This is a genomic window from Rhodoferax sp. GW821-FHT09E07, from assembly GCF_059416145.1.
Window position 1 is genome coordinate 131,481 of record NZ_JBWKOP010000007.1, and the last position, 14,887, is coordinate 146,367.

Sequence of the window (14,887 nt, forward strand, 5' to 3'; positions counted from 1 at the left end):
TTGAGAGAAATTACTTGATGGAACCCTTGGGCAGCACTTGCACCACGGCGCTGCGTTGCACCTGGATTTCAACGCCGTTGGCCACTTCCAGACCGACGTAGCTGTCGCCCATCTTGCTGACCTTGCCGAGTACGCCACCGGCGGTAACGACTTCGTCGCCCTTGGCCAGCGCGTCAATCATGGCGCGGTGCTCTTTCTGCTTCTTCATCTGGGGGCGGATCATCACGAAATAGAGCACCACAAACATCAGCACCAAGGGCAGCATGCTCATCAGGGTGGATTGCATGTCACCGCCAGCGGCGGCAGGAGCGGTTTGGGCAAAAGCAGAAGAAATAAACACGGGCAAAACTCCACAAAAATGGACCAACGACAAAAGCGCTCTCGCCCCAGGGGCAGCCGCGCACGGCCATGCCGCCCCAAGGCGAGCAACCGGTCATTGTAAGCCGGGGAAAAGGCCCGCCCTGGCCGGGCGGGCAAGGCCCTAGGCGGCCTGGGTTTGCTTGACAGCGGGTGCCTGGCGGCATTTGTCCAGCAGCAGGTTCCACTGCTGCCGTGCAGCCACGAGGTGGCGCGCCTTGACGTGGCCATAGCCGCGGATCTGCTCCGGCACGCGGGCAAAGGCGGCGGCGGCATCCCGGTTACCAGCGCCCAGGGTGGGCAGCAGGGACTCGATGGCCTCGCGGTACTCGGCAATCAGGGCGCGCTCTTCCTGGCGTTCGGCGGTATAGCCAAACACGTCCAGCGCGGTGCCGCGCAGGCCTTTCAGAGACGCCAGCACGCCAAACACTGGGCGCATCCAGCCGCCCAGACGCATCTTCTGCAGTTCGCCTTGGTCGTTCTTACGGGCCAACAGGGGCGGCGCCAGGTGGTAGGCCAGCTTGAAGTCGCCCTCGAACATGCCTTCCACCTTGGCACGGAAGGCCGTGTCGGTGTGCAGGCGGGCCACCTCGTATTCGTCCTTGTAGGCCATGAGCTTGAACAAGTAGCGCGCGACGGCTTCGGACAGAGGCAGCTTGTCGCCACCTGCCGCGGCCGCCTCGACAGCGCGCACCTTGGCCACAAAATCGGCGTAGCTCTGGGCGTAGGCCGCGTTCTGGTAGCCCGTCAAAAACTCCACGCGCTTGTGCACCAGGGCATCCAGCGACTGGTGCTGGCGCGGCGTGAAGGCAATCACCTGGCCCGGATTGATGGCTCGCTGCACCGCAGGCCAGTCCACCGCGGCGCGGCGACCCCACTCAAACGCGGCCTTGTTGTTGGCCACAGCCACAGCGTTGAGCTCGATAGCGCGCATGAGGGACGCCAGCCCCAGCGGGATCCATCCCTTTTGCCAAGCGTAGCCCAGCATCATGGGGTTGGTATAGATGCTGTCGCCGAGCAGGTGGGTTGCTGCCGCGTCGGCATCAAACACGCCCACATTGCCCTCGCCCACGGTCTTGGTGATGTCGGTCACACACTGTTCGCCAGGGTTGGTCCAGTTGGCGTTCTTCACAAAGGCGGCCGTGGGCGCGCTGTTTGCGTTCAGCGCCACATGGGTGCGGCCCGGGCGCATGCGCACCAGGGTTTCCTTGCCTGCCACCACGATGGGGTCGCATCCCAGCACCAGATCGGCCGAGGCGGTGCCCACGCGGGTGGTGCGGATGGCGTCCTGGCTCGCGCCTATGAGCACGTGACTCCAGGTGGCGCCGCCCTTTTGGGCCAGGCCACCGGCATCCTGGGTGACGATGCCCTTGCCTTCCAGATGGGCGGCCACACCCAACAGCTGGCCGATGGTGATGACGCCCGTACCGCCCACGCCGGCGACGATGGTGCCCCAGACGCCACCGGGCACGGTGGCCACATCGGGAATCAGCGGCTCGGGCAAGGTCGGCCAGGATGCGGCCTGTGCGTCACCCGCCTTGGGCTTGGCGGCCTTCTTCAGGTTGCCGCCCTCCACGGTGACAAAGCTGGGGCAGAAGCCCTTGACGCAAGAAAAATCCTTGTTGCAGGTACTCTGGTTGATCTGGCGCTTGCGACCAAACTCGGTCTCCAGTGGCTCCACGCTCATGCAGTTGCTCTGCACGCCGCAGTCGCCGCAGCCTTCGCAGACCAGCTCGTTGATGACCACGCGCTTGGCCGGGTCCACCAGCGTGCCCCGTTTGCGGCGGCGACGCTTTTCCGTGGCGCAGGTCTGGTCGTAGATGATGACGGTGGTGCCCGCAATCTCGCGGAACTCGCGCTGGATGCGGTCCAGTTCGTCGCGGTGCTCAATGGCAATGCCTTCGGGCAGGCCCACCACATCGTCGTATTTTTCGGGCTCGTCCGTCACCACTACGATTTTGATAGCGCCTTCCGCACGCATGCTCTGGGCGATCTGCACCACAGAGTGGCCTTCAGGCCGCTCGCCCACCTGTTGGCCACCGGTCATGGCGACAGCGTCGTTGTAGAGGATCTTGTAGGTGATGTTGACCCCCGCGGCAATGCTCTGGCGCACGGCCAGCAGACCACTGTGGAAGTAGGTGCCGTCACCCAGGTTGGCGAAGATGTGCTTCTCGTGGGTGAAGGGCTGCTGGCCCACCCAGGGCACACCCTCGCCGCCCATCTGCGTGAAGCCGTCGGTGCTGCGGTCCATCCAGATGGTCATGAAGTGGCAGCCGATGCCGGCCATGGCGCGTGAGCCTTCGGGCACCTTGGTGGAGGTGTTGTGCGGGCAGCCCGAGCAGAACCAGGGCTGGCGGTCCGCGCCCTTGGTGCCCGAGAGCTCGATCACATGCATCGCGCGTTCCTTGGCCTCCAGAATCGCCATTTGCGCGTCGATGCGCGCACTCGTATCTGCATCCAGCCCCAGCTTCTTGATGCGCTGGGCAATGGCGCGCGCAATGAGAGCGGGGTTGAGGTCGGCGTTGGCGCGCAGCAGCGTGTTGGCCATGGGATTGGGCATGGACCATTCACCGCCAGCGCCGTAGTGGTCAGGTGTTTCCACCTCGTTGAACTTGCCCAGCACCGTTGGCCGCACGTCGGCGCGCCAGTTGTACAACTCTTCTTTCAGCTGGTATTCGATGACCTGGCGCTTTTCTTCCACCACCAGAATCTCCTGCAGGCCGGTGGCGAATTCGCGCGTCAGCTGCGCCTCCAGCGGCCAGACCACGCCCACCTTGTGCAGGCGGATGCCGATGCGTTGGCAGGTGGCATCGTCCAGCCCCAGGTCCAGCAGGGCCTGGCGCGTGTCGTTGTAGGCCTTGCCGCTGGCGATGATGCCGAAGCGGTCGTGCTTGCCTTCGATGACGTTGTAGTTGAGCCGGTTGGCCCGGATGTACGCCAGCGCGGCGTACCACTTGTAGTCCATGAGCCGGGCTTCCTGCTCCAGCGCATGGTCGGGCCAGCGGATGTGCAGGCCGCCGGGGGGAATTTCGAAGTCGGCCGGCACGCGGGTGATCACGCGGTCCGGGTCGATCATCACGGTGGAGCTGGACTCGACGATCTCCTGGATCGTTTTCATGCCGGCCCACACGCCCGAAAAGCGGCTCATGGCGAAGGCATGCAGGCCGAGGTCCAAAATCTCCTGCACGTTGGCCGGGAAGAACACGGGCGTGCCGCAGGCCTTGAAGATGTGGTCGCTCTGGTGCGCGGCAGTGCTGCTCTTGGAGATGTGGTCATCGCCTGCCACGGCAATCACACCGCCCCAGGGCGTGGTACCCGCCATGTTGGCGTGTTTGAACACATCCGAGCAGCGGTCCACGCCCGGGCCTTTGCCGTACCAGATGCCGAACACGCCGTCGTATTTATTGCTGCCGGGCGGGGCAAAGCCCAGCTGCTGCGTGCCCCACAGCGCGGTGGCGGCCAACTCTTCGTTGACGCCGGGCTGGAAGTGGATGTGGTGGGCCTGGAGGTATTTCTCGGCCTTGACCAGGGACTGGTCGTAGGTGCCCAGCGGCGAACCGCGGTAGCCGCTGATGAAACCGGCCGTGTTCTTGCCCAGGCGCTGGTCACGCACGCGCTGCAGCATGGGCAGTTTGACCAGGGCTTGCACCCCGCTCATGAAAGCGCGACCGTAGTCCAGCGCGTATTTGTCGTCCAGGGTGACCGTGTCCAGCGCCGTGCGGATGTGCTCGGGCAGATCGCGGCTGAGGGGTGCATTCATAGTGCTTGTCTCCGTTATAGCTGCGGCAAAGTGTATGCCTGCAAGGCGGATATGTCTTTGCGTTCTTTGCCTAAATATGGGCTTTCAAAGAATGATTCTTTCTCCATAATAGAGTTTATGGAAACACTTGACCGATTTGACCTTGCCATCCTGAACGAACTGCAAAACGATGGGCGCCTGAGCAACGCCGAACTCGCCAACCGCGTGGGCCTGAGTGCGGCGCCCTGCTGGCGCCGCGTGAAGGCGCTGGAAGAAAGCGGCTTCATCACCGGCTACCGCGCCGAGATCAACCGCCAGAAGATGGGCCTGGGCGTGCTGGCCTTTGTGCGGCTGGACGCCAACCGCAACAGCGGCGACGTGCTGCACGCGCTGGAAGAAGCCATCCGCCAGATCCCCGAGGTGATCAGCTGCCACTACATCAGCGGCACCGGCACCTTCGAGCTGCAGGTGGTCAGCCGCGACCTCAACACCTTCAGCCAGTTCGCGCGCGAGGTGCTGATCAACCTGCCCAATGTGAAAGACGTGCACACCAGCTTCTCGCTGGGCGAGGTGAAGGCCAGCAGCGCCCTGCCGCTGGGCCATTTGCAGCCCCAGCCCACCGCCACGACCCCACCCCGGAGCCGCCCATGAAACGCCGCCACGCCCTGGTTCTTGCATCATTTTGGCCTCTAGCCCCCGTCGTATATGCGCAGACAGCTCCTGATTCGATAGCAAAACCGGCAACGCTACCGCTGCGCAATTTGCTCATCGAGGTGCGCCAGGTGCAGTCCGACGAGAGCCAGCGCGCCGGCGTGGAGCTGGGCAACCGGGGTGGGGTGCAAATGAACCAGTCGCGCAACAGCGGCTCGGCCATGCAGCAGGCGCTGGTGCTCAACGGACGCCCCGTGCGCCTGGGCCTGCAGACCACCACGCCCATCCGCCTGCTGCAGGGCTTTGTGCGAAATGGCCGTGTGGTCACCACCGTGGGCACGGTGTTGCTGGAGGCCGGCACGGGCTTCAGCGCCACGCCACGCTGGGACGGCGGCACGCTGGTGGAGCTGGAACTGGCGGCGCAGCAGGCGCTGCGTTCTGCGACCACGATCCCCGGCGCTGTGGCGTCCTCCAGCACCAGCAGCGTGTTGGCACTGCCGCTGGATGAGTGGACGACGGTGGGGGAGTCGGAACAGAGCGCGCAGTCCAGCGGGACCGGGCTGACGGGGGGGCAGCAGCAGAGTGGGCAAACCCGGACCGAGGTGCAGGTGCGCGTTAGTTTGCGTTGACGTTCAGGCGGGCAGCAACACGGCAGCAGAAGCGTCCTGGCTGCCACTGAGCCGGAACACCGCCACCACCTGCACCAGATCCTGCGCCTGCGCCTTCAGGCTCGATGCGGCCGCCGCCATTTCTTCGACCAATGCTGCGTTCTGCTGCGTGGCCTGGTCCATCTGGGTCACTGCTTCTCCTACTTGCGATACGCCCGCACTTTGTTCGTTGCTGGCCGCACTGATTTCTCCCATGATGTCGGTCACCCGCTTGATGCTGGTGACGACTTCGGTCATGGTCGATCCGGCTTTGTCCACCAGGGCCGTTCCCTGTTCCACCCGCTCCACGCTGGTGCCAATCAGGGTTTTGATTTCTTTGGCGGCTTCGGCAGAGCGTCCTGCCAAAGATCGGACTTCGGAGGCCACCACCGCAAAGCCCCGTCCCTGTTCTCCGGCTCTGGCGGCTTCTACGGCAGCGTTCAGGGCCAGGATGTTGGTCTGGAAGGCGATACCGTCAATCACGCTAATGATGTCTGCAATCTTTCGACTGGATTCGTTGATGCCTTTCATGGTTTCCACCACCTGGCCCACCACTTCTCCACCTTGAATCGCTACCGTAGAGGCATTCATGGCCAATTGGTTGGCCTGGCGGGCGGAGTCGGCGTTTTGTTTGACGGTGGAGCCCAGTTCTTCCATGCTCGCTGCGGTTTCTTCCAGGGCGCTGGCTTGTTGTTCGGTGCGGGCGCTCAGGTCGTGGTTGCCTTGGGCGATCTCGGCGCTGGCCGTGGCGACCGATTCGGAGTTCTGCTTCACCCGGGCCACGATGTCGGCGAAGCCGCTCTGCATGGTGTGCAGCTCATGAAACAGGTGTACAAACTCAGCGCTGCCAAACACCCGGACAGGACTGGACAAGTCCCCGTGGGCAATCTTGCCGGCCACCTCCACCGCATGCAGCATGGGACGCTTGATTTGTTGCGCCAGCCAGAGGGCGGCGGCCAGCAAGATGAGCACCGCCACGCCCAGGGCCAGCACCACAGCGCGTTCTGCGGTCACGATGGTAGCGTTTGCCGCGCCTACCTGGGCCACCGAAGCGGCCGAGATTTCCCGCCCCAAGGTGGCCACGGGCCCCGTCAATTGCCCGTAGGTCTTTTGCAAATCGCCCAGCAGGCTTTCCGCTTGTGGCGTGTCCGAGGCCGACAGGTCCACAATTTTGGCGGCCTGTTGCAGGTAGCTGGCGCTCAGCGGTGTGAGGGTTTGCAACGCGGTTTGGCCATTGGCAGGCAGCGTGCGCGCCTGCAGGCTGGTCACCGCGTCCTGGAACGCCTTGGCGTGCAGTTTGAAACCATTCTCGGCCTCCATCAGCCGGTCCGGGTTGCGCTGCCGGCCCGCAAACAGGGCCAGCTGGGCGTCACCGCGTACCGAGTCCAGCAGCGTGCCCACGGTCTGGCTCTCGCTCAGCGAAACGCTGGCTTGCAGCGCATCGTCCAGCCCACCCTGGATAGACCGGGTGGCAGCCAGCCCGGACAGACCCACCAAGGCAACGAATACCGCCCCCACCACGCCCAAGCCAATGATCTGGTTTTGAATTCTCATGTCCAACACCGGTTGTTATCGCCACCCCGCGCCTGGTGCGCCGGGGCGGCTGGTTCAAGAAGAGATTTGCAGCACGCGCTGCTGCCAGGCCGCCGCGTAGGCCGTCAGTGTTGGCAGATCGAGCGGTGTGGCGGCACGCAGCAAGGTCGCGTCTGCGGGTTGGTCCCAGCGCGTGAGTTGCCAGGCGCCACGGGCCGTGCCTTCCAACGCGTCCACGCTGGCGTAGCAAGCCACCTCGGGCAGCAAACTCGGCAACAAACCCATGTACAAGGCGTTGTGAGACAGGGGCCCCTCCACCACCAGCCGCTGTGCCACCGTGCCCGTCTTCGGCCAGAGCTGGCGCACCAGCCAACTGGTGACCAGCGCGCAGTACAGCGCCGCCAGCGCAGAGCGCTCGCCTTCGGGCAGGTCGATCAGTGCAAACGGAGTGCCGGCGCGCAGTACCACGCCCTCGCACCGGGCAAACGGTCCTCCCTGCGTGGCAAACGAAGGCAAAGCCAGGGTCTGGCTGCGCAATAACCGCGCCACATCGGCCACAGTCCCGGCATCCGGGGATGCACCCGCCAACACGTGCGCGAACTCGCGCCCCCCCATGAAACGGGCCGTCGGTGTGGCGCGGCCCAGCACGTCCACATTGGCCAACATGTCGCGCTCGGCCTGCAGACTGGCCGTAGGCGCGCCGGGTGCCATCAGCACGGTCCAGGTGCCGGACGAGACCACGGTCAACGCATAGGCATCTGCCAGTGAGGCATCGAGATAGCGCGCCAAACAGGCATTGCTGTCGTGCACGCCCACATGCACCTCGCAGTGCGCAGGCAGGCCCCAGGCCTTGGCGATATCAGGGCGCACGGTGCCCAGCACGTCCCAGGCAGAGCGCAGCGGTGCAAACAGTGCGGCCCATCCTTTGGCCTGCGCCAATGCGGAAAAACCGCCATCCTGCGGGCGCCACAGATGCGTGTGGCAGCCCAGCGAAGACACCTCGCTGGCGCGCTGGCCGCTCAGGCGCCAAGCCCAGTACTGCGCGTATGGCAACAAACAGCGCGTGCGCCGCCAGGCCTCAGGGTGCAGGTTTTGCACATAGAACAGCTGGCGCGCGGCATTCAAGCCCGCCGGGAGGTCGGGCGACAGGGTCTGCGCAAAGCCATCGGCCGCAGCATCAAACGCCTGCGCCAGCAAGGCGTGCTGTGCCAGGCCATCAAACTCATAGTCCAAGGGTGCCCATGCCAAGCCTTCGTCGCCCAGCGCCACCAGCGCGGCACCGTGGGTCGAAGCAATGGCGCGGCCACAGCGCGGGGTGTTGGGCGAGGTGCGCAGGGTCTGCGCCATCCAGTCTTCCAGACCCTGCACATCCAGCGCGGGGTAGCCCAAGAGAGATGGCACACTGGCGTTGTCGCGCCCATGGCGCTCCACCACCGTACCCTCAGCGTCCACCATCAACAGCTTGGCGTGGCTTTTGCCGATGTCGATCACCAGCGTCAGTGCGTCGTTCACCACCTCACTCCAAGTGGAACAGGCAGGGCAGTGGCTCGGCCACGGGCGAACCATCGGAGTTGGCGCGCATGATATCGGCCATGTAGGCCCACCAGCGCCGCATTACCGGGTGGCTGGGAAGACTGTCCATGGTGTGGCCCACCGTGCGGCGCAGCACGGCAAACAGCACGTGGTGTTCTTCGTCCAGGTAGATGCTGTAGTCGCTCACCCCCGCATCCTTCAGCAGGGCGCTGAGCTCGGGCCAGATTGCGTCATGGCGCTTTTTGTACTCCGTCACGCAGCCCGGGTTCAGGAACATGCGGAACGCATATTTTTCGGTAGGTGCCAAATCGCTCATGCATGGGCTCCCTGGCGCTTGAGCAAGCGCGGCAAGACCATGGAGACAATCAGCAGTGCACCAATCACCATGCTCATGACAATGCCGGTCACATTGGCCATGCCCATGGCAAAGGTGAACAGGCCCAGCAGCAGCACGGCCAGCATGCTGCCCACGATGCTGCCACGCCCGCCTTCAATCGCCACGCCACCCAGGATCACCATGGTGATGGCGTCCAGCTCCCAGCCCATCGCGATATTGGGGCGTGTGCTGCCAATGCGGCCCGTCAGCATCACCGCAGCCAGTGCTGCCATCAGGCCGGCAAATACAAACAAGGCCATGCGGTAGCGGTCCGCCTCAATGCCCGAGAAGCGCGCGGCCACGGGGTTCGCACCGATGGCATACAGGCGGCGGCCCAGCACCGTGCGGTGCAACGTGACGCCCACCGCGATGGCACCGACCAACAGGATGGCAAATTCGATCGGAATGATGAGCCAGCGCACACCGACCACCTCGCCTACATAGCTGTTGCCCAGCGTGGAGAACACCTCGGGGTAGCCCGAGATGGCCTGGTCGCCCAGTGCCACCATGGCCAGGCCGCGGTACAGCGACAGCGTGCCGATGGTCACCACGATGGACGGCAGCTTGTAGCGCGTGACCAGCACGCCGTTCACGGCACCAGCCACACCACCGGTCACAAAGGCGGCCAGCGTCATGCCCAGCGGGCCAGCACCGGCCTTCATCGCATAGCCCATGGCCAGCGAACTCAGCGCCAATATGGCCGCAATCGACAGGTCAATCTCGCCGGTGATGATGAGCAGCGCCAGCGCCAGTGCGAGGATGCCTTTTTCGCTGAAGTTGAAGGTGCTGTCGGCCAGCGCGTCGGGCGTCATGAAGCCCGGCTGCGCGATGCCAAACACCACCAGCAGCACAACCAGCAGGGCCAGCAGCACCCGCTCCCATGTGTTCCAGGCCTTCATGCTGCGGCTCCTTGGGCGGTCGTGCTTGTCATCGCTTTATGTTCCAGAATCTGGCGCCCTGCGCGCCGCTCGGCACGGGCATTCACCGTCACCGAAATCAAAATCACGGCACCGGCAATCGCCTGCTGCCAAAACGGTGAGACCTGGATCACCGGCAGCGCGCCGTTGACCACGCCGATGAACAGCACACCGAGCGCCGCGCCCAAGACCGTGCCCACGCCGCCGCCAATGCTCACGCCGCCAATCACGCAGGCCGCCACCACGGTCAGCTCATAGCCCGCGGCCAACTCGGTGTAGGCAATGGAATAGCGCCCTACCCACAGTAGCCCGGCCAGACCGGCCAGCATGCCCGACAGCGTGTAAACCATCATGAGCCGCTTGTTGGCCGAGATGCCCACATAGGCCGCCGCATGCGGGTTGCCGCCCAGCGCATAGATTTCACGGCCTTCGCGGCGCAGCTTCAAAAACACGGCGGCCAGCGCCAACACCACCAGCGCAAACCACACGAGCGCGGGAAGACCCAGCCACACTTCGCGCGGCAGACCCTTGATGACGGCATGGATGTCCTGATCGGACACCCAGGCACCCTTGCTGGCCACAAAGATGGCACCGCGGTAGGCGGACAAGGTACCCAGCGTGACCACAATGGGTGGCAGTTCAAAGCGCGTGATGAGCCAGCCATTCACGGCACCCAGTAAGGCGCCAACGCCCAGGGCGATGACCAGCAACGCCGGCACCGACGCACCGGGCCAGGCCTTGCCAATCAGCGCGCAAACCATGCCGGTCAGCGCCAAATTGGAGGCCACTGACAGGTCAATGCCGCGCGTCAGCAGCACCAGCATCTGGCCCATGACGAGGATGGCCAGGATGGCCGAGTCATTGGCAATGTCCATGCCGTTGCGCCAGGTCAGGAAGACGGGCGCACGGGCTCCCACGGCCAGCGCGATGGCCACGATGATGGCCAGGAGCAGCCATTCGCGCCGAATCGATTTCAGAGATGTCATGCTGCAAGCGCCTCCTGCGCCGTTGCGGGTTCGGCCACACGGGGCACCGGCACAGCGGTCAGGCCCGAGGCCGCGGCCACGATCTGTTCTGCGTGCGCGTGGGCACGGTCAAATTCCGCCACCTGCACGCCACGGCGCATGACGATGGTGCGGTGCGCCAGGTGCATCACTTCGGGCAGTTCGCTGGACACCAGAATCACGGCCAAGCCCTGCTCCACCATCTCGGCAATGAGCTGGTAGACGGCCTGCTTGGCGCCCACATCGATGCCCTTGGTGGGCTCATCCAGAATCACGATGCGCGGATCCAGCCCCAGCCACTTGGCGATCACCACCTTCTGCTGGTTGCCGCCGGACAGGCCGGACAACAGGGTGTCGGGTGAATGGGTCTTGATGCGCAGACGTTCAATCATGCGCTGGCACAACGCCGATTCGCGCACCTTGGACAGCCACACGCCACGCGCAAAACGCGAGAGGCCGGCCAAGCTGATGTTGTGCTCCACCGAGAAGCCCAGGATGCCGCCCTGGCGCTGGCGCTCTTCGGGCACATAGGCAATGCCGGCGGCAATCGCGTCGCCGGGGCGGCGCGCATGCAGGGTCTGGCCGCACACCACAAACTCACCACGCGCCGCGGGGTTCAGGCCCATGATGGCCAGCATGGCCTCACTGCGGCCCGAGCCCACCAGGCCGTAGAAGCCCAGAATCTCACCACGGCGCAGTTCGAAGGCCACGTTGTTGAATTCGGTGGGGTGCGACAGGTTCTTGACCGTCATCACCACTTCACCAGGAACGGAAGCAATGTGCGGGTAAATCTGGTCGATGGCGCGTCCGGCCATGAGCTTGACCAGCTCCTGCTCGGTCGCATCGGCAATTGCACCACTGCCCACGGCGGCACCGTCGCGCAGCACCACGTAGCGGTCCGCCACGGCAAAAATCTCATCGAACTTGTGGGTGATGAAGATCACGCCTACGCCCTGGTCGCGCAGCTGGCGCACGATGCCGTAGAAGTCGCGGATCTCGGCCTGCGACAGGGCGGCCGTGGGCTCGTCCAAAATGACCACCAAGGCCTTTTGCGAGAGAGCCCGCGCAATCTCCACCAGGTGGCGCTCGGCCAAGCTCAGGTCCTTCACCAAGGTGGTGGCCTGGAAGCGCGCGCCAATCTGGTCCAGCACGGCCTGGGCCTGCGTGTTCATGGACTTCCAGTCGATGAAGGGGCCGCGCATCAGGTGGCGCCCCACGTAAATGTTTTCGGCCACGCTGAGTTCTTCGAACATCACCGTTTCCTGGTGCACGGCCAAGATGCCTGCAGCCTGCGAGGCCTGTGCGTTGGCAAAGCTCTGGGTCACGCCATTGAGCGTGATCACCCCCTCGTCCACCGGCACCACGCCGGTGAGCATCTTGACCAGCGTGGACTTGCCCGCGCCGTTCTCGCCCACCAGGGCCAGCACTTCTCCGGCCCGTAAATCCAGGTCCACTCCGCGCAGCGCGTGGGTTGCGCCATAGCGCTTGTGGATGGTCCGCAGGCTCAGCAATACATCAGACATGATGAGAATCCAACATTCCAAAAAATAGGGGCATCTACCCGAGAGCGATGCCCCACGAACTTAGCCGTTCAACGACTCCGTCAGCCGGAGCGCTCCCTCACCAGAAACACCGCAGAACCGGCTGGGCCGGGCTGCTGGTGTTGCCCCCTGCAAGGGGGGTGGCGAAAGTGCGCAGCACTGCAGCCTGGGGGTGTTAGAAAAATTTCGCGAACTTCTCGACGTTGGAGGCATCGTACGTGAAAGGCTCGGACATGGCGGCTTCGCCCTTGTCGTCCAGTGTCACGGTGCCCACACGGCCCAGAGACACTTTTTCACCCGCCTTGCCCGTGACCTTGCCAGAGATGAACTGGCTGGCCGCGTAGATGGAGGAGTAGCCCAGGTCGATGGGGTTCCAGATGGCAAAGGACTTGACCGCACCGCTCTTCACGTGGCCAGCCATTTCAGAGGGCAGGCCCAAACCGGTCACGAAGATTTTTCCGACCATTTTTTCATCCTGCACGGCCTTTGCTGCTGCCGCCACACCCACCGTGGTAGGCGCAATGATGGCTTTCAGGTTGGGGTAGCTCTTGAACAGGCCTTGGGCTTCGCGGTAGCTCTTGTCGGTCTGGTCGTCACCATAGACCACGCTGACCAACTTCAGGCCCTTGTAGGCAGGCTGGGCCAGCACCTTCTTGGCTTCTTCAATCCAGATGTTCTGGTTGGTGGCTTGTGCGGTGGCGGACAGCACGGCCACTTCACCGGTGGAGCCGATGGCGTCGGCGGTCATCTTCACCAGCTTCTCGCCGATCAGCGGGTTGCTGGAGGGGTTCAGGTGCATCATGCGACCGTCTTTGCGCACGCCGGAGTCAAACGAGATGACCTTGATGCCGCGGTCCATGGCGCGCTTGAGCACGGGGGCCAGGGCGTCGGGGTCGTTGGCAGAAATCACAATGGCGGAGACCTTTTGCGCGATCAGCGAGTTGACGATTTCAATCTGGCCTTCGGCGGTCGCCTTGGCGGGGCCGGTGTAGATGATCTCGATGTTCTTGAGCTCCTTGGCGGCTTCTTGTGCGCCCTGGTTGGCAGCGTCAAAGAAGCCGTTGCCCAAGCTCTTCACCACGAGGGCGATCTTGTCGGCGGCAAAGGCGGGGCTGACCAGGGCGGCGCTCAGCGCGACGGCCAGCAGGGTCTTCAGTTGTTTCTTCACAATTGTCTCCTTATGTTGTTTCACAGAAAAATGGCCGCTTTGAGGCCGGTCTCGATACCGACAGCGGTGACCACCGCTGCCTGGTGTTCGATGGGGTTGGACAGTCGCGCACCGCGCTGCCCTTAAACAATGCCGCCGCTACCACCCACCACTGCCGGGCGATCCTTGGCAACCTGCTGTCGATAGCCGCTGGCGCGGTAGGCGCCCACAGGGTCGATGGCGCCGCCGGCTTCCAGCCGCACGCGCTGCAGGATGGGGCTGACATCGGTCTCAAAACCGCGTTTGAGGGCACGCGTCGCCATCAGCGCATCGTTGGCCGTCTGTGCTGCATCCAGTTCGGTGCGGTCCACGATCAGGGCTTGCGCATAGCTGCGTTGCACCTGGGCGGCGCTGGTCATCAGGCTTTCGATCGGATCGGTGACGTTGTGGCTTTGGTCCAGCATGTAGGCTGGGTCGAAGCCCGCCACGTTTTCATGGGCGGCCGAGACCAGTTCGTTGAACACCAAGAAGAGGCGGTACGGGGCGACGCTGCCAGCATCCAGGTCATCGTCACCGTACTTGCTGTCATTGAAGTGGAACCCGGCCAGTTTGCCGGCGGCAATGAGGCGGGCCACGATCATTTCAATGTTCACATTCGGTGCGTGGTGACCCAGGTCCACCAGGCACTGCGCCTTGACGCCCAGGGCGCTGGCAGCCAGGTAGCTGGAGCCCCAGTCCTGAATCACGGTGCTGTAGAACGCCGGCTCGCAGATCTTGTGTTCCAGAAACATGCGCCAGTCATCGGGCAGCGCGGCATAGATCTGCCGTGTACTTTCAAGATAACGGTCAAAGGCGCGACGGAAGTGCTGCTGGCCCGGGAAATTGCTGCCGTCGCCCACCCACACGGTGAGCGCCTTGCTGCCGAGTTGCTTGCCGATTTCAATGCATTCGATGTTGTGCGCCACGGCCTGGGCGCGGGTGGCGGCATCGGCATGCGTGAGGCTGCCAAACTTGTAGCTGTGGTCCTGGTCCTTCTGGTCGGAGAAGGTGTTGGAGTTCATGGCATCAAAACCCAAGCCATAGCCTTGGGCTTGCTCGCGCAGCGCATTCCAATCGCTGGTCTTGTCCCATGGAATATGCAAGGACACGGTGGGGGTGGCACGCGCCAGTTGCTGGATGACGCCGCAGTCCTGCAGCTTGTCAAACACATTGCGCGGCTCGCCCAGACCCGGGAAACGGGCAAAGCGCGTACCTCCGGTGCCCACGCCCCAACTGGGAATAGCCACACCAAACTGCGCCACTTTGTGTTTGATGGCGTCGATGTCGATATTGCGACGCGCCAGCTGTTCGCCCAGATACTCGTAGTCGGTATCAGCGTGGCGCTTTTGGGTGGCGTTATGGGCCTGGATCTGGTCTTGGGAAATGACGGACATTGCGTGCTT

Annotated in this window: 12 protein-coding genes; 2 read left to right on the top strand and 10 right to left on the bottom strand. The window is 63.9% G+C overall.

Annotated features, from left to right (window positions below):
* Positions 1 to 10: 10 nt before the first annotated feature.
* Positions 11 to 340, bottom strand: a complete 330-nt coding sequence (gene yajC / locus AC07OE_RS15025) for a preprotein translocase subunit YajC (RefSeq protein WP_495071384.1) — start codon at positions 338 to 340, stop codon at positions 11 to 13.
* 141 nt (positions 341 to 481) lie between these two features.
* Positions 482 to 4,117: an indolepyruvate ferredoxin oxidoreductase family protein gene (locus AC07OE_RS15030; protein WP_495071385.1), complete on the bottom strand. Its 3,636-nt coding sequence runs from the start codon at positions 4,115 to 4,117 to the stop codon at positions 482 to 484.
* Positions 4,118 to 4,234: 117 nt separating this feature from the next.
* Here AC07OE_RS15030 and AC07OE_RS15035 point away from each other — a divergent pair, with 117 nt between their 5' ends.
* On the top strand, positions 4,235 to 4,747 hold the full coding sequence (locus AC07OE_RS15035; RefSeq protein WP_495071386.1) for an Lrp/AsnC family transcriptional regulator: 513 nt from the start codon (positions 4,235 to 4,237) through the stop codon (positions 4,745 to 4,747).
* Complete coding sequence (locus tag AC07OE_RS15040; RefSeq protein ID WP_495071387.1) at positions 4,744 to 5,376, top strand: hypothetical protein; 633 nt, start codon at positions 4,744 to 4,746, stop codon at positions 5,374 to 5,376. Before AC07OE_RS15035 ends, AC07OE_RS15040 begins: the two co-directional genes overlap by 4 nt.
* A gap of 3 nt (positions 5,377 to 5,379) precedes the next feature.
* On the opposite strand, the gene AC07OE_RS15045 is transcribed toward AC07OE_RS15040, so the two are convergent.
* The 8 genes from AC07OE_RS15045 to rhaI form a co-directional block, all read right to left on the bottom strand.
* On the bottom strand, positions 5,380 to 6,948 hold the full coding sequence (locus AC07OE_RS15045; protein WP_495071388.1) for a methyl-accepting chemotaxis protein: 1,569 nt from the start codon (positions 6,946 to 6,948) through the stop codon (positions 5,380 to 5,382).
* A gap of 54 nt (positions 6,949 to 7,002) precedes the next feature.
* Positions 7,003 to 8,439 carry an FGGY-family carbohydrate kinase gene (locus tag AC07OE_RS15050; RefSeq protein ID WP_495071389.1) on the bottom strand — a complete coding sequence of 479 codons (1,437 nt, stop codon included), beginning with the start codon at positions 8,437 to 8,439 and terminating at the stop codon, positions 7,003 to 7,005.
* Between the two features lie 4 nt (positions 8,440 to 8,443).
* Positions 8,444 to 8,776, bottom strand: coding sequence for an L-rhamnose mutarotase (gene rhaM / locus AC07OE_RS15055; RefSeq protein WP_495071390.1), 333 nt, complete (start codon positions 8,774 to 8,776; stop codon positions 8,444 to 8,446).
* Complete coding sequence (locus AC07OE_RS15060; protein WP_495071391.1) at positions 8,773 to 9,735, bottom strand: ABC transporter permease; 963 nt, start codon at positions 9,733 to 9,735, stop codon at positions 8,773 to 8,775. Before AC07OE_RS15060 ends, rhaM begins: the two co-directional genes overlap by 4 nt.
* Positions 9,732 to 10,739: an ABC transporter permease gene (locus tag AC07OE_RS15065; RefSeq protein ID WP_495071392.1), complete on the bottom strand. Its 1,008-nt coding sequence runs from the start codon at positions 10,737 to 10,739 to the stop codon at positions 9,732 to 9,734. The genes AC07OE_RS15060 and AC07OE_RS15065 overlap by 4 nt, the downstream gene beginning before the upstream one ends.
* On the bottom strand, positions 10,736 to 12,280 hold the full coding sequence (locus AC07OE_RS15070) for a sugar ABC transporter ATP-binding protein (protein WP_495071393.1): 1,545 nt from the start codon (positions 12,278 to 12,280) through the stop codon (positions 10,736 to 10,738). The genes AC07OE_RS15065 and AC07OE_RS15070 overlap by 4 nt, the downstream gene beginning before the upstream one ends.
* 193 nt (positions 12,281 to 12,473) lie before the next feature.
* Positions 12,474 to 13,466, bottom strand: a complete 993-nt coding sequence (gene rhaS, locus AC07OE_RS15075) for a rhamnose ABC transporter substrate-binding protein (RefSeq protein WP_495071394.1) — start codon at positions 13,464 to 13,466, stop codon at positions 12,474 to 12,476.
* A gap of 122 nt (positions 13,467 to 13,588) precedes the next feature.
* Entirely contained in the window at positions 13,589 to 14,878 is a 1,290-nt protein-coding gene (rhaI, locus tag AC07OE_RS15080; RefSeq protein ID WP_495071395.1) for an L-rhamnose catabolism isomerase, read from the bottom strand.
* Positions 14,879 to 14,887 lie beyond the last annotated feature (9 nt).